This window comes from Caldimonas tepidiphila, from assembly GCF_003569765.1.
GTDB classification, from domain to species: Bacteria; Pseudomonadota; Gammaproteobacteria; order Burkholderiales; family Burkholderiaceae_C; genus Caldimonas; species Caldimonas tepidiphila.
In genome coordinates, this window is record NZ_QXMG01000057.1 from 14455 (window position 1) to 34973 (window position 20519).

Annotated in this window: 13 protein-coding genes; 6 read left to right on the forward strand and 7 right to left on the reverse strand. The window is 70.3% G+C overall.

The features are described from left to right. Nucleotides 1–11: 11 nt before the first annotated feature. Nucleotides 12–647, reverse strand: a complete 636-nt coding sequence (locus D3A59_RS20630; protein ID WP_119157212.1) for an SPOR domain-containing protein — start codon at nucleotides 645–647, stop codon at nucleotides 12–14. 54 nt (nucleotides 648–701) lie between these two features. After that, a complete protein-coding gene (gene argS, locus D3A59_RS20635; RefSeq protein WP_119157213.1) occupies nucleotides 702–2417 on the reverse strand; it encodes an arginine--tRNA ligase in 1716 nt (571 codons plus the stop codon). 137 nt (nucleotides 2418–2554) lie between these two features. On the opposite strand from argS, the gene D3A59_RS20640 reads away from it, so the two are divergent. Beyond that, nucleotides 2555–3925 (forward strand): serine/threonine-protein kinase, encoded by a 1371-nt coding sequence (locus tag D3A59_RS20640; protein WP_119157214.1) that lies wholly within the window; start codon nucleotides 2555–2557, stop codon nucleotides 3923–3925. 98 nt (nucleotides 3926–4023) lie between these two features. Further along, complete coding sequence (locus tag D3A59_RS20645) at nucleotides 4024–5841, forward strand: putative bifunctional diguanylate cyclase/phosphodiesterase (protein ID WP_119157215.1); 1818 nt, start codon at nucleotides 4024–4026, stop codon at nucleotides 5839–5841. Here D3A59_RS20645 and D3A59_RS20650 read toward each other — a convergent pair. Beyond that, a complete protein-coding gene (locus D3A59_RS20650) occupies nucleotides 5825–6811 on the reverse strand; it encodes a LysR family transcriptional regulator (RefSeq protein ID WP_119157216.1) in 987 nt (328 codons plus the stop codon). The two genes, D3A59_RS20645 and D3A59_RS20650, sit on opposite strands and share 17 nt — an antisense overlap. Nucleotides 6812–7005: 194 nt before the next feature. On the opposite strand from D3A59_RS20650, the gene D3A59_RS20655 reads away from it, so the two are divergent. Genes D3A59_RS20655 through D3A59_RS20665 form a run of 3 tightly spaced genes read left to right on the forward strand, consistent with a single transcriptional unit; the run spans nucleotide 7006 to nucleotide 10756 of the window. Further along, nucleotides 7006–7740, forward strand: coding sequence for a haloacid dehalogenase type II (locus tag D3A59_RS20655; protein ID WP_119157217.1), 735 nt, complete (start codon nucleotides 7006–7008; stop codon nucleotides 7738–7740). Further along, nucleotides 7737–8510, forward strand: coding sequence for a sulfite exporter TauE/SafE family protein (locus tag D3A59_RS20660; RefSeq protein WP_119157218.1), 774 nt, complete (start codon nucleotides 7737–7739; stop codon nucleotides 8508–8510). Before D3A59_RS20655 ends, D3A59_RS20660 begins: the two co-directional genes overlap by 4 nt. A 56-nt stretch (nucleotides 8511–8566) precedes the next feature. After that, complete coding sequence (locus D3A59_RS20665; protein WP_119157219.1) at nucleotides 8567–10756, forward strand: malate synthase G; 2190 nt, start codon at nucleotides 8567–8569, stop codon at nucleotides 10754–10756. 71 nt (nucleotides 10757–10827) lie between these two features. Here D3A59_RS20665 and D3A59_RS20670 read toward each other — a convergent pair whose 3' ends face one another. From D3A59_RS20670 to D3A59_RS20680, 3 genes are read right to left on the reverse strand one after another with little or no spacing between them, the layout of a single operon-like run. Beyond that, nucleotides 10828–12165: a TolC family outer membrane protein gene (locus tag D3A59_RS20670; protein ID WP_119157220.1), complete on the reverse strand. Its 1338-nt coding sequence runs from the start codon at nucleotides 12163–12165 to the stop codon at nucleotides 10828–10830. Nucleotides 12166–12182: 17 nt separating this feature from the next. Further along, a complete protein-coding gene (locus tag D3A59_RS20675) occupies nucleotides 12183–13505 on the reverse strand; it encodes an HlyD family type I secretion periplasmic adaptor subunit (RefSeq protein ID WP_119157221.1) in 1323 nt (440 codons plus the stop codon). 15 nt (nucleotides 13506–13520) lie between these two features. Beyond that, nucleotides 13521–15296: a type I secretion system permease/ATPase gene (locus D3A59_RS20680; protein WP_119157222.1), complete on the reverse strand. Its 1776-nt coding sequence runs from the start codon at nucleotides 15294–15296 to the stop codon at nucleotides 13521–13523. Between the two features lie 523 nt (nucleotides 15297–15819). On the opposite strand from D3A59_RS20680, the gene D3A59_RS20685 reads away from it, so the two are divergent. Next, a complete protein-coding gene (locus tag D3A59_RS20685; RefSeq protein ID WP_205665239.1) occupies nucleotides 15820–18795 on the forward strand; it encodes a T1SS-143 repeat domain-containing protein in 2976 nt (991 codons plus the stop codon). 191 nt (nucleotides 18796–18986) lie between these two features. On the opposite strand, the gene D3A59_RS26740 is transcribed toward D3A59_RS20685, so the two are convergent. Next, on the reverse strand, nucleotides 18987–19904 hold the full coding sequence (locus D3A59_RS26740; RefSeq protein ID WP_119157223.1) for a LuxR C-terminal-related transcriptional regulator: 918 nt from the start codon (nucleotides 19902–19904) through the stop codon (nucleotides 18987–18989). Nucleotides 19905–20519: the final 615 nt, after the last annotated feature.

Genomic DNA, 20519 nt, shown 5'->3' on the forward strand with positions numbered 1-20519 from the left:
GCGGGCCGGGCTCAGCGCTGCACGCGCACCAGCGCGGCGTCCATGCCGCTGCCGGCCACGCGCTCGCGCGTCGATTCGGCGTCCTCGCGGGCGTCGAAGGGGCCCAGGCGCACGCGGTAGACGGTGCGGCCGGTCTGCTCGCGCTCGGTGATGCGGGCGGTCAGGCCGATCATGGCCAGGCGCGCGCGCTGCTGCTCGGCATCCTCGACGCGGGCGAAGGCGCCGGTCTGCACGAAGTAGCTGCCGCCCGCCTCGGCCGCGGGCCGCTCGCCGAGGATCGCCGCCGGGTCGCGCGTGCTGCCGGTGGCGGCACGTGCCTGCTGCGAGGAGGTCTGGGGCGCGGCCGACTGGACCGGCGCCGCCGCGGCGGGCGCGTTCGGCTGCCAGGACGGCTCGGCCTGCGGTGCCGGCGCCGGCGCGACGGCCGCGGGCCGCGAGGTGCCACGTCCCTGGAGCGGTGCGTTCGGATCCCAGTTGCGGTTGCGCTCCGCCTCGGCGGCCTCGCTGCTGGTTCTGCGCTGCGGCACCTTGTCGATGAAGGGCACCGGGGCCTTCGTCACGTACAGCGCCACGCCGAGCGCAGTCGCCACGCCGAGAAGGAACCCGAGGATCATGCCGGGATAGAAGCCGCCTTTTTGGGTGCTCATGGTCGAAGCGGGAGTTGGGTCGCTGGTTGATTGTGGCGCAGGAGCGGAGGGCTCTTACATTTTTTCCGGCGCGCTCACGCCGAGCACGGCCAGGCCGCAGCGCAGCACCTGGCGCGTGGCCAGCAGCAGCGCCAGGCGCGCGCGGGCGAGCGCAGCGTCGTCGACCAGGAAGCGCTCGGCGGCGTAGTAGCTGTGGAAGGCGCTCGCGACGTCGCGCAGGTAGAAGGCCACCGCGTGCGGCGCGAGGTCGGCCGCCGCCGCAGCGAGCATCGCCGGGTACTCGGCGAGCTTGAGCATCAGCGCGGCCTCGCTCGGCGCGACGAGCCTCGAGAGGTCCGCCGCCGGCAGCGTCGCCACGTCGCCGCCCGACTGCTCGACCCACTGCTGGATCACCGAGCAGATGCGCGCGTGCGCGTACTGCACGTAGTACACCGGGTTCTCGTCGTTCTGCTTGAGCGCGAGGTCGACGTCGAAGACGAACTCGGTGTCGGCCTTGCGGCTGATCAGGAAGAAGCGCACCGCGTCGCGGCTGGTCCAGTCGATCAGGTCGCGCAGCGTCACGTAGCTGCCCGCGCGCTTGGAGATCTTGACCTCCTCGCCGCCCTTCATGACCGTCACCATCTTGTGCAGCACGTAGTCCGGGAAGCCCTGCGGGATGCCGACGTCGGCCGCCTGCAGCCCGGCGCGCACCCGCGCGATCGTGCCGTGGTGGTCGCTGCCCTGGATGTTGATGCACTTCGTGTAGCCGCGCTGCCACTTGTTGATGTGGTAGGCGACGTCGGGCACGAAGTAGGTGTAGCCGCCCTCGGTCTTGCGCCCGTCGGCGCCGACGGTGTCCGACTTCTTCATCACGCGGTCCTTGTCGTCGCCGAAGTCGGTCGACTTCAGCCACAGCGCGCCTTCGCTCTCGTAGGTGTGGCCGCGCTCGACGAGGCGCTGCACCGTCTGCTCGACGCGGCCGTCCGAGTACAGGCTCGACTCGAGGAAGTAGTTGTCGAAGCGCACGCCGAAGGCTTGCAGGTCGAGGTCCTGCTCGTGCCGCAGGTAGGCGACCGCGAACTGGCGGATGTCGTCGAGGTTCTCCGGGTCGCCCGAGGCGGTGAACTCGCGGTCGTCGGCCCGCACGGTCTTGCGCGCCGCGTAGTCGGCGGCGATGTCGGCGATGTAGTCGCCGTTGTAGGCGCTCTCGGGCCAGCCGGCGTCGCCGGGCTTGAGGCCCTTGAGCCGCGCCTGGGTCGAGGCCGCGAGCGTGGCGATCTGCACGCCGGCGTCGTTGTAGTAGAACTCGCGCAGCACCTGCGAGCCCTGCGTCTCGAACAGGTTGCAGATCGCGTCGCCGAGCGCGGCCTGGCGGCCGTGGCCGACGTGCAGCGGGCCGGTCGGGTTGGCCGACACGAACTCGACAAGCACCTGCCGGCCGTCGGCCTGCCTGCGGCCGAAGGCGTCGCCGGCGGCGAGCACCTCCTGCACGATCGACTGCTTGGCGGCGGCCTTCAGGCGCAGGTTGATGAAGCCGGGGCCGGCGATCTCCATCGACTCGACCCAGCGCGCGAAGGCCGGACGGCGCGCGAGGCCGTCGATCAGGGCCTGCGCGAGCTCGCGCGGGTTCCTCTTCAGCGGCTTGGCGAGCTGCATCGCCGCGGTGCAGGCGAAGTCGCCGTGCGCGGCCTGCTTCGGCAGCTCGAAGCCGACGGCGGGCTTGTGGTCGGGGGCCAGCGCCGCCACTTCGGCGGCGAGGTCTTGCAGCAGTTCTTCTTTGGCGCGGATCATGGCGGGATTCTACGTTTCGCCCCCCGGCACGACGGCCGCGAGGGCGGGCGGCGGCGCGCGTTCGGGCCGGCAGCGTGAAGAACGAACAGGACGCGCGGCGCCGGCGGCGGCGGAATGAGGGATGATTCCGCCCACCCATGCCGATTCCTCCCCTCGACCTCCTCCAGCCGCTGTCGACGGCGATCGCCGACCCGCTGCCCGATCGCATCGGCAAGTACCGCGTGACGCGCCGCATCGGCCAGGGCAGCACCAGCGACGTCTTCCTCTGCCACGACGAGTTCCACGCGCGCGACGTGGCGCTCAAGCGGGTGCGGCCGCAGGCGCTGGCCGGCGCGCAGCAGGCGCGCTACAACGCGCGCTTCTTCGCCGCCGAGGCGGCACTGGTCGGGCGGCTGCAGCACCCGCACGTGGTGCAGATCCACGACGCGGTCAGCACGCCCGCCGAGCAGTACCTGGTGATGGAGCATGTCCCCGGCGGCACGCTGCAGCGCCACTGCCGCGCCGACCGGCTGCTGCCGCTCGAGCAGATCGTCGAGATCGGCTTCAAGTGCGCGATGGCGCTCGGCTACGTGTTCCGCCAGGGCCTGATCCACCGCGACGTCAAGCCCGCCAACATCCTGGTCGTCGAGGGGCGCGGCGGCATCGACAACGTCAAGCTGACCGACTTCGGCAGCGCGCTGGACTTCGGCGCCGACGTCACGCAGGTGCACCGCGTCGGCTCGCTCGCCTACATGTCGCCGGAGCAGCTGTGCGGGGCCGAGCTGCTGGCGCAGTCGGACATGTACTCGCTCGGCGCGGTGCTCTACCACCTCGTCACCGGCCACGCGCCGGTGGAGGCCGACAGCCCGGCGGCGCTGCTGCACGAGATCCTCGAGCGGCCCCCCGCGCCGCCGAGCGCCTACCGCTCGCAGGTCTCGCCGGCGCTCGACGCGCTGATCCTGCGCGCGCTGGCCAAGCGGCCCGAGGACCGCCCCGCGAGCTGGGACGAGTTCGCCGACGCGCTCGCGCACCTGATCCGGCGCCGCGAGGTGCCGCGCGTCGAGCACGAGTCGGTGCTCGACTCCGAGCGCTTCTCGCTGCTGCGCTCGCTCGAGTTCTTCCAGGGCTTCGACGACATCGCGCTGTGGGAGGTGGTGCACCAGGCCTGCTGGCAGCGCCTGCCCGTGGGGCACCGGCTGATGCGCCGCGGCGAGAAGGCGCAGGACTTCCACATCGTCGCCGCGGGCCGCCTGGAGGTGTTCCGCGAGGGGCGGCGCGTCGCCAGCGTCGGCGCGGGCCGCTCGGTGGGCGAGATGTCCTACCTCGCGCCCAACCCGGCGCTGCGCACCCGCAGCGCCGACGTGGTGGCCGCCGAGCCGAGCACGACGATCGCCTTCACCGCCGAGTCGCTCGGGCGGCTCAGCATGGGCTGCCAGCGGCACTTCGACCGCGCCTTCATCGCGGTGCTGGTGCGCCGGCTGCACGAGACGGAAGGCGCCGACCCGGGCGCGGCCGGCACCGGCAGCTGAGTCGGGCGGCCCGGCCCACCCGCTTGCAGGGGTCGCCCGCGGCGGCACGCGACGCTGATGCACAATCGTTCGCAGGCCCCGGAGTGGGCCGGGCCGCAATGAACCAAGAAGTCCCTTTCCCTGCCGAGCCCCTGCCCGAGCCCGGTGCCGACCCTCGTGCGGCGCCGCAGCGCGGCGCCTTCTGCCTCGCGCTCTTCGAACATGCCCCGGTCGGCATGGCGCTCGTGCGCGGCACGCGCTTCGAGCTCGTCAACGCCTGCTTCGAGACGCTGTTCGGCTGGCCCGCCGGCACGCTGGACGGCCAGGGCGTCGAGGCGGTGTGGCTGTCGGCGAAGGAGCGCGAGCGCGTGCTGGCCGGCGTGCGGCAGCGCCTGGCGCGCGGCGAGGCGATCGACCTCGAGCTGCAGATGCGCCACCGCGACGGCCGGGCCCTCTGGTGCCGGCTGCGCGCACGCGCGCTGCCGGACGGCGCCGCCGTCTGGATCGTCGAGGACGTGGATTCGCAGCACCGCGAGCGGCTCGAGCTCGAGCGCCGCGTGCACGAGCGCAGCGAGGCGCTCGCGAGCGCCAACGCGCAGCTGCGCCGCGAGATGGAGGACCGCCAGAGCGCCGAGGACCTGGTGCGCCACCTCGCCGACCACGATCCGCTCACCGGGCTGCCCAACCGCCACCTGCTCGCCTACCGGCTCGAGCAGGCGATCGCCGCGGCGCAGGGCCAGGACGGCGGCGTCGCGGTGCTGTTCATGGACCTCGACCGCTTCAAGGCCATCAACGACTCGCTCGGGCACGGCACCGGCGACCGGCTGCTGCAGGCCGTCGCCGAGCGCGTGCGGCAGTGCCTGCGGCCGGGCGACACGGTGGCGCGGCTCGGCGGCGCCGAGTTCGTGATGGTGCTGCCCGCGGTGGCCGCGCCCGGCGAGGCGGCGCAGCTCGCGTCCAAGCTCATCCGCGCGGTCTCTCAGCCCTGCCAGATCGGCGAGCTCGAGCTGCGCGCGACGCCCTCGCTCGGCATCAGCCTCTACCCCGAGCACGGCGACAACCCCGACGCACTGATCGCCAAGGCGAGCGTCGCGATGTACCAGGCCAAGGCCCAGGGCCGGCGCAATTACCTCTTCTTCAGCGGGCAGGCCGACGGCGCCTCGTCGCAGCGGCTGCTGCTGGAGCACGAGCTCTACCGCGCGCTCGAGCACAACCAGCTCGAGCTGCTCTACCAGCCGCGCTATGCGCTCGACGGCGAGGCCTTCGTCGCCTGCGAGGCGCTGCTGCGCTGGCAGCATCCCTCGCGCGGCGCGATCGGGCCGGCCGAGTTCGTGCCGCTGGCCGAGGACAGCGGCCTGATCGTGCAGATCGGCGAATGGGTGCTGCGCGAGACCTGCCGGCAGATCCGGCGCTGGCAGGACCGCGGCCTCGACGTGCGGCCGGTCTCGATCAACCTGTCGGCGCGGCAGTTCCACAGCCTGGAGCTGATCTCGATGATCCGCTCGGTGCTGGCCGAGACCGGGGTGCCGCCGCGGCTGCTGGAGGTGGAGATCACCGAGACCACGCTGATGCACAACACCGACGAGACGCAGGTCACGCTCGGGCAGCTCAGCGCGCTGGGCATCAAGATCTCGATCGACGACTTCGGCACCGGCTACTCGAGCCTCGCCTACCTCAAGCGCTTCCCGGTGGACGTGCTGAAGATCGACCGCTCCTTCGTGCGCGAGATCGTGCCCGGCACCGAGGACGCGCTGATCGTCGGCGCGATCATCGGGCTCGCACGCAGCCTGCGCCTGCGCGTCGTCGCCGAGGGCGTCGAGACGCGCGAGCAGGCCGAGTTCCTGCGGCGCGAGGGCTGCGACGAGGGGCAGGGCTTCCTGTTCGGGCAGCCGCTGGCGGCGGCGGAGCTGGAGCCGCTGCTCAGGCGCGCACGCTGAGCGGCTCGGCGGCCGACGCCGCGGCCGGCGCCGCCGCGGCCGCACCCTCTGCCGGGGACTGCGCGGCGCGGCGCCAGTAGGCCGGGTCACCGTAGCTGTGCTTGAGGAAGTCGATCCACAGCCGCACGCGCAGCGGCAGGTGCTTGCGCTGCGGGAACACCGCGTAGATGCCGTTGGGCGGCGCGGCGTACTCGTCGAGGACGCTGACGAGCTCGCCGCGCGCGAGGTGCCCCTCCACCTCCCAGGTCGAGCGCCACGCGAGGCCGAGCCCGGCGAGGCACCACTCGTGCAGCACCTGCCCGTCCGAGCAGTCGAGCGGGCCGCCCACGCGCAGGTGGTGCAGCTCGTCGCCGAGCCGGAAGGCCCAGCCGCGCGTCTGGCTCGCATCGGAGCTCAGCGCCAGGCAGTCGTGCTGCGCGAGCTCCGACGGGTGGCGCGGCGTGCCGCGGCGGCGCAGGTAGTCGGGCGACGCGACGCACAGCCGGCGGTTGTCGGCCAGCCGCAGGCTCACGAGGCTCGAGTCCGGCAGGTCGCCGACGCGCACCGCGCAGTCGAAGCCCTCGTTGACGATGTCCACCACCCGGTCGCTGAGGTTCAGCGAGATCGACACCTCCGGGTGCAGCGCGCGAAAGCGCGGCACCAGCGGCGCGACGTGGCGCCGCCCGAAGCCCGCCGGCGCGGTCAGCCGCAGGTGGCCGCTCGCCTTCACGCCGCCGGCGCTCACGCTCGCCTCGGCGTTCGCCAGGTCGGCGAGCAGGCGCTGGCAGTCCTCCAGGAAGGCGCTGCCCTCGTGCGTCAGTGTGATGCGGCGCGTCGTGCGCATCAGCAGCTTGACGCCCAGGCGCTCCTCCAGCGCGTCGATGCGCCGCCCGATGACCGCCGGCGCGACGCCCTCGAGCTGCGCGGCGGCCGTGAGGCTGCCGCGCGTGGCCACGCTGACGAAGGATTCGATTTGTTTCAGGCGGTCCATTCGGGAAGACATTAAGGCGCGGCTGATCCGAGATCAAGCCGGGCGATACGGGGGAGCAGGCACGCAAGGCGCCGCTCAGGCGGCTGCAGGGCGGCAAGGAGAGAACGTATCCTCACAATTAGTCGCTCAAAAGTCAAAGATCATGAGCATCCGAAGGGATTAATGTCGCCGGGATGATCGAATAAAGTGGCGTCATGGAAAAGCCCGTCGCCCTGCCGCCGCTGCGTGCGGTCCTCTTCGATGCCTACGGCACGCTGTTCGACGTCTACAGCGTCGGTCTGCTGGCCGAGCAGCTGTTTCCCGGCAAGGGCGAGGCGCTGGCCGCGCTGTGGCGCGACAAGCAGATCGAGTACACGCGCCTCGTGACGATGGCCGCGCCCGGCGGCGAGCGCTACCGGCCGTTCTGGGAGATCACGCGCGACGGCCTGCGCTACGCCTGCAAGCGGCTCGGCCTCGCGCTCGGCGCCGAGGCCGAGTCGCGGCTGATGAACCAGTACCGGGCGCTGTCCGCCTTCCCCGAGAACCGGGAGGTGCTGCAGGCGCTGAAGGATCTCGGCATTCCGCGCGCGATCCTCAGCAACGGCGACCCGGCGATGCTCGACGTCGCGGTGCGCAGTGCGGGCCTGCACGAGGTGCTCGACCACGTGATCAGCGTCGAGCCGCTGCGCGTGTTCAAGCCCGACATGCGCGTCTACGCGCTCGGCCTGTCGGTGCTGCGGCAGGCGCAGCCCGGGCTCGCGGCGAAGAACGTGCTGTTCGTCTCGAGCAACGGCTGGGACGCCGCGGGCGCCGCCTGGTTCGGCTTCACCACCTTCTGGCTCAACCGCGCCGGGCTGCCGCGCGAGGAGCTGCACGTCGCGCCCGCCGTCGAGGGGCGCAACCTGCACGAGCTGCTGGCGCTGTTCGGCCTCGGGGAGGCGGGCGCATGACGCTGTTCGACGCGGCGCTGATCGCCCTCGGCGCCTTCGCCGCCGGCGCGGTCAATTCCATCGCCGGCGGGGGCACCTTCTTCTCCTTCCCGGCGCTGCTCGCGGTCGGCGTGCCGCCGGTGGTGGCCAACGCGAGCAACTCGGTGTCGCTGTGGCCGGGCAGCCTGTCGGGCGCCTGGGCCTACAAGCGCGAGCTCGTGCCGCTCAAGCGCTACCTGCTGCCGATGGGCGTGGCCTCCTTCATCGGCGGCATCTGCGGCGGGCTGCTGCTGCTGCTGACGAAGGACGCGACCTTCAAGCGCCTGATCCCGTGGCTGCTCGCCTTCGCGACGCTGCTGTTCGCCTTCAGCGGCCAGATCTCGGCGGCACTGCGGCGCTGGCGCAAGGTCGCGCCGGGCGCCGCGACGCGGCCCAGGGGCGGCGCGCTCGGCTGGCTCGGCCAGCTGCTCGTGTCGATCTACGGCGGCTTCTTCGGCGCGGGCATGGGCATTCTGATGATGGCCAGCCTCGCGATCGCCGGCCACGAGGACGTGCAGGAAATCAACGCGATCAAGAACCTGCTGTCGGCGGTGATCTACAGCGTCACGGTCGTGACCTTCATCGTCGCCGGCGCCGTCAGCTGGCCGCACACCCTCGTGATGATCGTCACCGCGACGCTCGGCGGCTACGCCGGCGCGAGCATGGCGCGCCGCGTGCCGGCGCTGTGGCTGCGCCGCGCGGTCATCGCAACCGGCGTGCTGCTGACGCTGTACTACTTCCAGGCCCCCTGAAAAAGCCCTCCGTTCCTTCTTCTTTCACAACATCCGGACCCCGAGAGGATTCGCCCATGACCACCCGCACGACCGTCCACCGGCTCGAAGTCGCCGACGAGCTGTTCCGCTTCATCGAGGGCGAGGTGCTGCCCGCCACCGGCGTCGACAGCGCCGCCTTCTGGGCCGGCTTCGACGCGATCGTCCATGACCTGGCGCCGAAGAACGTCGCGCTGCTCGCCGAGCGCGACCGCCTGCAGGCCGAGCTCGACGCGTGGCACAAGGCGAATCCCGGCCCGGTCCGCGACATGGCGGCCTACCGCGCCTTCCTCGAGCGCATCGGCTACCTGGTGCCGCAGCCCGCGGGCGCGCAGGCGACGACCGCCAACGTCGACGCCGAGCTCGCGCTGCAGGCCGGCCCGCAGCTCGTCGTGCCGATCCTCAACGCCCGCTACGCGCTCAACGCCGCCAACGCGCGCTGGGGTTCGCTCTACGACGCGCTCTACGGCACCGACGCGATCCCCGAGACCGAGGGCGCCGAGAAGACCTCGGGCTACAACCCGGTGCGCGGCGCCAAGGTGATCGAGTTCGCGCGCAAGTTCCTCGACGAGGCCGCGCCGCTGGCCGGCGGCGCCTCGCACCGCGACTCGATCGGCTACAAGGTCGAGGGCGGCCGGCTCGTCGTCACGCTCAAGGGCGGCGCCGTCGCCGGCCTGCAGGACGCGGCCCAGTTCGTCGGCTACCAGGGCGACGCGGCGGCGCCGTCGGCCCTGCTCGTGAAGCACAACGGCCTGCACGCCGAGATCCGCATCGACCGCAGCTCGGCGATCGGTGCGACCGACCCCGCCGGCGTCGCCGACGTGGTGCTGGAGGCGGCGCTCTCCACCATCCTCGACCTCGAGGACTCGGTCGCCGCGGTGGACGCCGCCGACAAGACGCTCGCCTACCGCAACTGGCTCGGCATCCTGCAGGGCACGCTGACCGAGCAGGTGATGAAGGGGGGCCGGACCATCACGCGCACGATGAACGCCGACCGCGAGTACACCGGCGCCAACGGCGAGCCGGTGGTGCTGCACGGCCGCTCGCTGCTGTTCGTGCGCAACGTCGGCCACCTGATGACGAACCCCGCGATCCTCTACGACGGCGGCAAGGAGATCCCCGAGGGCATCATGGACGCGGTGGTCACGACCACGATCGCGCTGGTGGACATCCGCCGCAAGAGCGGCCCGCGCAACTCGCGCACCGGCAGCGTCTACATCGTCAAGCCCAAGATGCACGGCCCGGCCGAGGTCGCGTTCGCGAGCGAGCTGTTCGGCCGCGTCGAGCAGCTGCTGGGCCTGCCCGACAGCACCGTGAAGCTCGGCATCATGGACGAGGAGCGCCGCACCAGCGTGAACCTCAAGGCCTGCATCGCCGCGGCCGCCAGCCGCGTCGCCTTCATCAACACCGGCTTCCTCGACCGCACCGGCGACGAGATGCACACCGCGATGCACGCCGGGCCGATGATCCGCAAGAACGACATGAAGGGCTCGAAGTGGATCGCGGCCTACGAGCGCAACAACGTGCTCACCGGCCTGTCCATGGGCCTGAGCGGCCGCGCGCAGATCGGCAAGGGCATGTGGGCGATGCCGGACCTGATGGCCGCGATGCTGGCGCAGAAGATCGGCCACCCCAAGGCCGGCGCCAACACCGCCTGGGTGCCGTCGCCGACCGCCGCGACGCTGCACGCGCTGCACTACCACCAGGTGGACGTGTTCGCGGTGCAGAAGGAACTCGCCAAGGTGGACGCCGACGCCGAGCGCGACGCGATCCTGAACGACCTGCTCTCCGTGCCGGTCGCCGCCGAGCCGAACTGGCCCGACGCTGAAAAACAGCAGGAGATCGACAACAACGCGCAGGGCATCCTCGGCTATGTGGTGCGCTGGGTGGACCAGGGCGTGGGCTGCTCGAAAGTGCCCGACATCAACGACGTCGGCCTGATGGAGGACCGCGCCACGCTGCGCATCTCCAGCCAGCACATCTGCAACTGGCTGCTGCACGGCGTGGTGAGCGAGGCGCAGGTGCGCGAGACGTTCAATCGCATGGCGGCCAAGGTGGACGAGCAGAACGCGGGCGACCCCGCCTACAAGCCGCTCGCGGCCAACCCCGACGGCGCGGCTTTCCAGGCGGCGCTGGACCTGGTGTTCAAGGGCAAGGAGCAGCCCAGCGGCTACACCGAGCCGCTGCTGCACGCCTGGCGCCTGAAGGTCAAGGCAGCGCAGGGCTGAAGCGGGCGCTTCCTGCCCCTGCGAAGAAGTGGCGCCCGGTGGCGCCACTTTTTTTACCTTGCGGCGAAAGCTCAGTTCCGAGGGGGCAGGGCTGCCGCGAACAGCCCGCTCAGGCCCTGCATCTCCTCCTCGTCCAGCGTGCCGCTGTGGCGGCGCAGCCGCACCAGGCTGCGCAGGTACTCGTGCCGTGCCCGTGCATGATCGGCCCGGGCGCGGAAGAGTCGCTGCTGCGTCAGCAGCAGATCCACCATCGTCGCGGCGCCGAGCTCGAAGCCGCGCTGCAGGGCATCGCGGGCGCGCTCCTGGGCCTCGGCGGTCTGGAGCGTGGCCTCCGCGCGCTGGAGCTGGCTGCGCGCGGTCAGCCACGCGGTGCGCAGCTGCAGCTCGAGCTGGCGGTGGCGCTCCTCGAGCTGGGCCTCGGCCTGCGCCTCGCGCGCCAGTGCCTCGCGCACGGTCGCATCGACGCGGCCGCCCTCGTACAACCCGACCGTCAGTGTCAGCCCGACCGAGCGCACCGTGTAAGGCGTGTTGCGGCGGCTTTCGGCATCCGTGTCCGACCAGGTCTGGCCCGCGATCAGCGCCAGCTGGGGCAGATGCTGGGCGCGGGCACTCGACACCGTGCGCTGCTCGGCCTGCAGCGCCTGCTGCGAGGCAGCCAGCACGGGACTGCCCTGCACAGCACGCTGCAGCCACTCCTCGAACTCTCCCGACAGTCGAGGCAGGCTCGGCGCGACGAGCCTGGGCAGCGTGGACACCGGTATGCCGGTGCTCTGCACGAGCGCCTCGATCGCCACCCGCAGCTCGTTGCGCACCTCGATCTCGCGCGCGGCGAGCGTGGCCAGGCGGGCTTCGGCTTCCAGCAGGTCGGGCTGCTTGGCCATCTGCCGCTCCACCAGGCGGGCGACCCGGTCGCGCTGCCCGCTCACGGCCTGCTGCTCGGCCTGGACCGCGCCCAGCTCCTCGACGGCGTTGAGGGCGTCGAGCAGCTGCTCCACGATCCTCGCCGCCAGCTCCACGCGCAGCGCCTCGTGCTCCAGCCGTGCCTGCTCGATGCGCATCGCCTCGGCGCTGGCCAGGCGGCGCGAGGCCACGTCGAGCAGCGGCTGGCGCAGGTTGACGGACTTGCGCTCGGAGTTGTACAGGTTGCGCGATGCGTCCTCGGCGCGAAAGTCGTTGCGCGCGCCGCTGAGCGTCAGCGCGAGCTGGGGGCGCAGGCGGCTCGACGCGAGGTCGGCGCGCGCCTGGGCCCGGTCTATCGCGCTGCGCTGCGCCCGCAATGCGGGGTTGGTTTCCAGCGCCGTCTGGTAGAGCGAGAGCAGGCTCGGCGGCGCGGGCTCGGGGGCCGCCGAGCCTGCCGCGCACCATGCCGCGAGGACGGCGGCCGCGCTGTAACAACGAAGGGGCTTCATCTTGCCGTGCCTCGATCTCAGTCTTCGGTGAACGAGCGGGCCATCACGTTGCGCACCGGGGCGATCAGGTACTGCAGCGCGGTGCGGCTGCCGGTGTTGATGAGCACCTCGCAGGGCATGCCGGGCACCAGCTCCAGCCGTTGCGCCCGCAGCTGCTCCAGACCCTCGGGCGACACCTCCACGCGCGCGAGGTAGTAAGGCTGCTTGTCGCGCTCGTCCACCAGGCTGTCGGCCGACACCGACAGCAGCCGGCCGTCGATCCTGGGCGTGTCGCGCATCTTGAAGGCGCTGAAGCGCAACTCGGCCTTCTGCCCGGGCTGCACCCGGTCGATGTCCAGCGGCGCGATCCGCGCCTCGACGATGAGCTTCTCCTTCTGCGGCACGATGTCCAGCAGACGACCGCCCTGCGGGATCACGGCGCCGAGGGTGTGGACCCCCATGCCGATCACGGTTCCCGAGTCCGGGGCGCGCACCACGGTCCGCTCGACTGTCGCCCGGATGGCGCGCATGCGCTCCTGCACGCCGAAGAGCTCGGCCTGCACCTCCGCGAGCTCGCGGGCCACCTCGCGCTGGAACTCCTTGCGCAGCTGCAGCAGCTTCATCCGCGTCTCGGCCACCTGCGTCTGGACGGCCGCGACCTCGGCCTGCAGCTGCCCGACCTGCCCCTCGCTGTGCGCGAGGCTGCGCTCGAACTCGCGCACCTTCTGGCGCTCGGCGAAGCCTTCCCTGAGCAGCGACTCGAAGTCTTCCTTCTCGCTGCGGTAGGAGGCGGCGAGCAGCTGCTGGCTGTGCTGCTGCGCCTGCAGCCCGCGCGCCTTAGCCTGCAGCTGCGTGACCTGCTGCTCGTAGATGTCCTCCTCGCCCTTCTGAGTGAGGCGCCGGGCCTGGAAGGCCTGGTTCTGCACCTGCATCGCCTCCTGCGCACGCGAGTCCAGGCGGGCTTCCTGCAGCAGGGCGGGCGGGTACTCCACCCGCTGCGCGCCGTCGCGCTGGGCCAGCAGCCGCGCCTCGCGCGCCAGCGCCAGGAACTGCTGCCCGCGCAGCAGCTCCAGCTGCGCGCGCGCCTGCGTGTCGTCCAGCGTCACGAGCAGCTGGCCGCGCTCGACCGTCTCCCCGTCGCGCACGTGCAGGGCGCTCACGATCCCGCCCTCCAGGTGCTGCACGGTCTTGCGGTAGCTCTCCACCGCGACCACGCCCCGGCCCACCGCGGCGCTGTCCAGCGGCGCGATGGCGGCCCAGCCGCCCAGCCCGCCGAAGACGCAGGCCACGACCAGCAGGCCCAGGCGGCGATAGCGGCGATCGTCCGCGAGGGCCTCGTGCGGCTCGAGGGTGGGCTTCATGGGGAGCCTCCTTTCTCAGGCGCCGGCAGCGGCGACGCGCTGCACCGGCTGCTGTATCGCGGCGAGCACCGTCTCGCGCGGTCCGAAGCGGGTGAGCTGGCCCTCGACGACGACGGCCAGCAACTCCATCTGGGCCAGCAGCCCGGGCCGGTGGGTCGTGACGACGACGGTCTGGCCCTGCGCCTTGAGATGGCGCAGCGTCTGCGCCAGCGCCAGTTCGCCGTCCTGGTCGAGATTGGCGTTGGGCTCGTCGAGCACCACCAGGCAGGGCGCCCCGTAGAGCGCGCGCGCCAGCCCGATGCGCTGGCGCTGCCCCGCCGAGAGCGCCTGCCCGCCGCTGCTGAGCCAGGTCTCGTAGCCCTGGGGCAGGCGCAGGATTATCTCGTGCACGCCGGCGGCGCGCGCGGCCGCCAGCACCCGCTCGGGCTCCGCAGGGCCGAAGCGGGAGATGTTCTCGGCCACGGTGCCGTCGAGCAGCTCCACGTCCTGCGGCAGGTAGCCGACATGCCGGCCCAGCTGTTCGCGCGACCACTGGGCCAGCTCCGCGCCGTCGAGCCGCACGCTGCCCGAGGCCGGCTCGTGCAGCCCCAGCATGGCGCGCAGCAGCGTCGACTTGCCCGCCCCGCTGGGGCCGACGATGGCGAGGCTTGCGCCGGGCGGCAGCGCGAGGCTGACGTTGCGCAGCAAGGGAGCCTCGGCGCCGGCGGGCTGCACCGTGAGCTGCTCCAGCGCGAGCGCGCCCTGCGGCGCTGGCAGCGCCATCGGGTCGGCGCACCGCGGCAGCGCCGCCAGCAGCGCCTCCAGGCGCCTGTAGGCGCCGCGCGCGCCCTGGAAGCCGCGCCAGCCGTTGATGATCAGGTCCAGCGGCGCCAGGGCGCGGCCCAGCAGGATGGAGCCGGCGATGACCGAGCCCCCCGTGATCTGCCCGCGGATCGCGAGCCAGGCGCCCAGCCCCAGGATCAGCGACTGGATCGCCAGCCGGAACATCTTGGACGCGACCCCGACCGCGCCCCCGCGCCGGCTGGCGCGCATCTGGAGGCTCATGGCGTGAGCCTGGCGAGCGGCCCAGCGCTCACGCAGCCGCGGCAGCATTCCCAGCGCCTCGATCACCTCGGCGTTGCGCAGCTGCTGCTGCGTGTGCTGGCTGATCTCCTGCGACACCTGGGTGGCCTGCTCCAGGTCGGCGCGCGTGCGCAGCTCGCCCCACAGCGCCAGCGCGAGCAGCACCCCGGCCGAGGCCAGGCCGACGGCCCCGAAGACAGGGTGGAACAGGAACATCACGGCGATGTAGACCGGCACCCAGGGGGCGTCGAAGAACGCGAGCAGCCCTGCGCCGGTGAGGAACTGGCGCAGCTGCATCAGGTCGCCGAGCGGCTGGGCGCTCGGCCCGCGACCCCCGCCCTGCAGCCCGCGCGCGAACACGCCGTCGAAGACCCTGGGGCCGAGCGTGCCGTCGATGCGCGCGCTCACGGCAATCAGGATCTGCGAGCGGACCCAGTCGAGCGCCCCCATCACGGCGAAGAGGAACAGCACGAGGAGCGTGAGCATCAGCAGCGTCGCTTCGCCGCTGCTGGGCAGCACGCGGTCGTAGACCTCCAGCATGTAGAAGACGGGTGCCAGCATCAGCAGGTTGATGAACAGGCTGAAGAAGCCCGCCATCACGAAGGAGTGGCGGCAGACCCCCAGGGCCGCGCGCAGTTCGCCCGTGCTGTCGTGCGCCGTCGGCCCGGCCCGAGAACCGCGAGCGCCTGCGGCTGGCCGGACGCGGCCCGAGACTTCCTGGTGAAGCATGTTTTCCTCCCGAAGTTCCGGAGCCTCACGGTACGGGGGCCTCGGAAATGTGTGCTGCGACTGGGGCGCCTTGCGTTTATCGGCGCTCTCTCAGTCAGACGTATCAATTTACGGAATGGAACGGAGTTGTCATCCCCGAGGCTGCAGTAGCTTGTGTCGGGGGAGTAGGGGAGCCGTCTCGGGGTTCATCGCGCCGGAGCGGGCCTCGGCACGGCGGCCACCCGACTGCGGGCATGAGCGAAACGTCGCTTGAAGGCGGCAGGGCGTGGCCCAGCCACGATACGGCGTGTCTGTGTCATGAGGTGATCCAGCATCGCGGGGCACCGCTTGCCAGGCGTTCAAGGTGCGACCGCGAGGGCTGCCGCGGATTGCTACACGCCGGTGAACTGCTCTTCCCGTACTCCGTCGGGTGTATTGGAAAGGGCTGCCGACCCACCTATCGTGGCTTTGCAGCCGGTTCGATTCGGAACCGTCCTATGTCGTGAGATCAACCCGCCCTGTACTGAAGAAAGCCGAGGTCGCCATGTCCACGCTCAACCCCATCCTTGTCATCGACGAAACCCCGGGACTCCAGACTGAGGGAGCCGGATCGAGCGTCCATGACGTGCTGCCTGGCTCGCTCCCGACCAGGTTCACGACGAACCTGTCGGGCGCAGGCGCACCGATCTCCAGCGCCATCGGTGCGGCGGCCAGCCCCGGGCAGGTGGTGACCTTCGGCGGCGGCGTGACCGACGTCGGCTTCACGAATTCGACCGGTGCAGCGCTCGTCGGTGTCGCAAGCGGCCTGCTCACGCTCGACGGCACGATGATCTACCTCTACACGTCCTCGGCCGACAACAATGTGGTCTACGGCCGCAAGGGCACCGATACGGACGGTCTCGGGCCCGATGCGCCGACCGCCAACGCGTCCGGGCAAATCGTGTTCGCGCTGTTCCTCGACACCGGCGCGACCGACGCAGGCGCCAGCGGCGCGAGGCTGTGGATGGCGCAGTACGAGCCACTGCGACACCCCGACGGCAGCGACCACAACGACTTCGTTCAACTCGCCAACCTCCTGAACGTCACCGTCAACGCGGGGAGCAACTTCACGCTGGCCGGGGCGCCCTCCGGCCAGAACCTGTTCCTGATGTTCGGTGACGGCACGCCGGCCGCAGGCGAGGGCGCCATCGTCGTCACCGGCAAGAATCCGAATGGTGGCGACACCGTCAACACCGGCCAGGGCGGCGGCACCACCACGCTGGGCACGAACAACCAGATGATCGATCCCGGTGAAGGCATGTACTTCACCTTCGTGACGCTCAGTCAGGCCAGCCTGAGCTACACGGTGAACCCGGACCAGAACGCCGGCGGGCTGGACCAGAACGAGGCGGACCTGGCGAGCAACATCGTCTTCGACAATTACCTCGCGACCACCTCGGCCCGCTTCTCGCTCGTGCAGCTGCAGCCGCCCAAGACAACGTCGCTGACGCTGACGGCGATCAACAACACGACCAACGACCAGGGGCAGGCATTCATCAACAATCTGGCCCCCGCCAGCAATGAGTTCGTCAACATCAGGGCGGTCACCATCACGCGGACCGTGAACGGAGTTGCGACCGACTACAGCTTCAGCGAGCCGACCTCCGGCAACCAAACCGTCACCAATAGCAGCATTGGCGTCAGCGTCAACTTCACGGGCAACCTGGCCGTCATCTCCGGCGCAATCCAGGGTGACGGCATCTCCTACCAAACCGCGACGAACCACAACCGGCTGCTCGTCGACAACACGGGGGGGCGAAACGGCTCCTCGTTCGACATCGGCGGTTTCCAACTGGGGACCACCAGTCGCACGATCATTCCGCTCGGTCCCGTGGTCATCCTGGACGACAGCTTGGCAGCAAGCGCGACCCAGCTGACCGGTGTCGTGGACGAGGACGGGCTGCCCGGGGGCATTGCCGGGGGCACCGGCGACGCGGCCGGCGAAGCGGTGAGCGCCAGCGGCACCGTCGTCCCGCTGTTCAACGCCGGCGCCGACGGCATCGCCAGCTACGGCCTGTCGATCCCCTCCAGCGGGATGCCCGCGCTCAGCTCGGGCGGCACCGCGCTGACCTACGCGGTGGCGACGGCTGCGGGGGTGCACACCCTCACGGCCTCGGCAGGCAGCACCCCGGTCTTCACCTTCAGCCTCAACGCCAGCACCGGCGCCTACACCTTCACGTTGCTCAAGCCGCTGGATCACGCGCCAGGGGGCGACGAGAACGACATCACCATCGACCTCAGCTCGCTGCTGAGCGCCACCGACCGCGACGGCGACAGCGTGGGCGCGGCAGCCAACGCGCTGGTGATCACGGTGGATGACGACTCGCCGATCGCGTTCACGCCCGACAACATCACGCTGAGCAACACCGGTACGGCCCAAGGCTCCGCGGACCTGAATGGTGGAGTGAATAGCCTTGGAACGGTGGGCGCCGACGGCCTGGGCGCGGTGGTGTTCGTCGACAACTTCCTTGCCGACAACTTCCTGCGCGACAAGGACGGCAAGTTCCTGACATCAGGCGAGCAGAAGATCGTGCTGTCCGGCTACGGCACGGGGACGCTCACCGGCACGACCGAGGGTGGTGCGCCAGTGTTCACCGTGACGCTGGACACCAGCCTGGACCGATACGCTGTCAATTTCTTGCGGGCGATCGACGATGGTGGCGGCATCAACTTCCTGGGCGCGGCACCGGTGCAGTCGGGCAACCCGACGTACAACCTGATCAACGACGTCGGCGGCACCACTTTGGACCTGCTGTTCTCGGGCGGTAGCGTCGCAGGCACCGCACCGACTCGCCACACGGTGAATGTCAGCACCCAGGGGGCGGGCACCGACAACCAGTCGATGAACCCGGGAGAGGTGCTGCGGATCGACTTCACCAAGGACGCCTCGCTGGCCGGATCGCCCATCGGCAGGGACTTCGTCATGGGGACGAATACGGAAAAGTACAACGGCTTCTCCTTCCTGCTGACGCAGAACACCTCCAGCGGGACGACGGGGACGGTCTACCTTCGAGCCTTCGATGCGGACGGCGACAAGATCCTATTCGGTGACTCGGCCGACACAGTCGACCCCATCACCAAGGTGACGGTCAACGGCGTCATCGTGTACGGCACGGGTGCCGTCCCGTCCACCGTCATCAATGGCCGGACAGTCGAGGCATTCTTCGCCAATGGCGGCGTGGTGATCACCGGCCTGAACGAAGGCGCCACGGGCGACGGCGTCGGGGGGGACGACCCGGTGATCAAGGTGTTCACCGCGGACGGCTTCAACCGTATCGAGGTGGCCAACTACGCGGGCGTCACGATCCCAGGCAGGGGCACCCTGGGGGGCACCTCGTTCGACATCGCTCCCGCAGGCGTGGACCGGATCACTCAGGGCACTGGCTTCTCGTTCGAGCTGCCGGTTCAGATGACCGACTTCGACGGCGATTCCGGTCCGATGACGCTGATCGGAATTGACATCACCCCGGTCCCGCTCTGATCGAGCCATGACAGCCGCGCCGCGGACAGCCTCTGCGCTGTCCGCGGCGCGGCTCTGTCTTGAGTTTCCGGGGGAGGAGCCCCGGCGGTTCCCGGTGCTCCGGGTTGGCACAGAACCGGAGCCGGGTGGTGGGGGCTTTTTGCCGCCGCCAAGGTGCGGCGTGTCTTGCGGGGGACGAACTGGCGTCACCGCTAGCCGACTGGGTCCATCCGGTCGGCGTTGGTGGTGCCCTGGCTCCCCTGGAGCCACATCTTGATCTCGGGGGGATCGTCGCCGGCGACGTTCACGGCTTCGCGCCCGGGCTGCGATGCGATGTGGTTTTTCCACCCTTCGGGGCAGATGGATCCAGTCATGGCGGCGCCGCTGCAGCTGTGCAGTTTGAGCCAGGCGGGTCGCCCCTGTGCCGCTTCCCGGCGGTGCTGTGCTTCGCTCACGGCAATCGGCAGTGTCGGGGTGCGCCCGCGGTCGGTGCTTTGCGCCAGCAGGGCCTTGTAGCGCCCGCTCTGGTTCAGCTTGACATACACCCGGTGCAGGTGCGTCTTCACGGTCTTGTCGCTGATCTCGAGCCGGCGGGCGATTTCCTTGTTGCTCAGGCCCAAGCCGATCAAGCCCATCACCTGTTCCTCGCGCGGCGTCAACCGGGCCTCGGTGACCGTCGCCGCCGAAATACCGGGTGCGGTGGCCGCCCCAGCTCCGTGCCACTGCAACGCGGCGAAGAGATCGCCTCGGCTGAACCAGACGTCGCCCTGGCTGACCCGGCGTACCGCGCGGGCGACCGTCGCAACGGGGTCTTCGGGACGCAGGCAGCCGCATGCGCCACGGCGCACCGCAACGAGGAGCCAGTCGGGCGTTGGAGGATCGCAACGCAGCAGGATGCGCGTTCCGGGGCTCAGGCGGGATAGCTCGGCCACTCTGGTCAGCCCGGGATCGATGGCGCTGGGCTCCAGCAGCAGCACGTCGGGATGGAGCAGGGCGAGGTGCTTGGCCGCCGCAGCGGGCCCGCATGAATGGGCCTGTAGGCGCTGCCCCCACGGATCGCTCGAGAGCGACACGCACAGCGCCTGTATCGTTTCAGTGTCTTCCGAGAGCGCGAGCACGACGATATTCATCGGATTATCCCTCTTTGAATCAATGCACCCGGGGAATTCAATGGCCCTGTGGTGGGGGGTCGAAAATTCATGTCCGCCACTGCAAAGCAAGAATGAATATTCCTGTCCCGGCTGCCTTGCAGCCAGGAGCAGTCCAAAAGATGAGTTTCCTGCCTCTTCGCTCTTCGCAGATTTCTTCCTGGAATCCCGGATATTGCTTTCCTGTGGACCTTCGGGGGCCGTAATCCTCGGAGCACCCTCATTTTTTCAGGAAATGCTTGTTTGCTGCGTGCGGTCGAATCGTATGCGGGGATGCTGGGGACAGAAATGCCGCAAATAGGGGAGGAAATTGATGCAAAGGTGAAGGTCAGTATGTAAAGGTTGGGGTCAACTTGTTTCTGTGATGTATTTTTGATTCAAGCCGATACCGATTCGATCGGTGCCTCCCTGATTTCCCTGGGCCGCCATCAGTTCGACCCTAGCGGGCTGCCTGCCGCCGGCCAGACCAGGCGGGGCCGATCTGGAGGAGGCAGGCTTCACGCAGGTCCTCTTCCGAGGTATCTATTCACCCCCGGTAAGTTGAAGAGGACGAAGCGGTGCGCGGCCGAGGTGCAGTGAATGGCTTGTGCAGGGCCG

Coding starts and splice junctions, on each gene's coding strand:
- D3A59_RS20645 (WP_119157215.1), top strand. CDS start 4,024: ATGAACCAAGAAGTCCCTTTCCCTGCCGAGCCCCTGCCCGAGCCCGGT.
- D3A59_RS20660 (WP_119157218.1), top strand. CDS start 7,737: ATGACGCTGTTCGACGCGGCGCTGATCGCCCTCGGCGCCTTCGCCGCC.
- D3A59_RS20685 (WP_205665239.1), top strand. CDS start 15,820: ATGTCCACGCTCAACCCCATCCTTGTCATCGACGAAACCCCGGGACTC.
- D3A59_RS20680 (WP_119157222.1), bottom strand. CDS start 15,296: ATGCTTCACCAGGAAGTCTCGGGCCGCGTCCGGCCAGCCGCAGGCGCT.
- D3A59_RS20665 (WP_119157219.1), top strand. CDS start 8,567: ATGACCACCCGCACGACCGTCCACCGGCTCGAAGTCGCCGACGAGCTG.
- D3A59_RS26740 (WP_119157223.1), bottom strand. CDS start 19,904: ATGAATATCGTCGTGCTCGCGCTCTCGGAAGACACTGAAACGATACAG.
- D3A59_RS20675 (WP_119157221.1), bottom strand. CDS start 13,505: ATGAAGCCCACCCTCGAGCCGCACGAGGCCCTCGCGGACGATCGCCGC.
- D3A59_RS20630 (WP_119157212.1), bottom strand. CDS start 647: ATGAGCACCCAAAAAGGCGGCTTCTATCCCGGCATGATCCTCGGGTTC.
- D3A59_RS20640 (WP_119157214.1), top strand. CDS start 2,555: ATGCCGATTCCTCCCCTCGACCTCCTCCAGCCGCTGTCGACGGCGATC.
- D3A59_RS20670 (WP_119157220.1), bottom strand. CDS start 12,165: ATGAAGCCCCTTCGTTGTTACAGCGCGGCCGCCGTCCTCGCGGCATGG.
- D3A59_RS20650 (WP_119157216.1), bottom strand. CDS start 6,811: ATGGACCGCCTGAAACAAATCGAATCCTTCGTCAGCGTGGCCACGCGC.
- argS (WP_119157213.1), bottom strand. CDS start 2,417: ATGATCCGCGCCAAAGAAGAACTGCTGCAAGACCTCGCCGCCGAAGTG.
- D3A59_RS20655 (WP_119157217.1), top strand. CDS start 7,006: ATGGAAAAGCCCGTCGCCCTGCCGCCGCTGCGTGCGGTCCTCTTCGAT.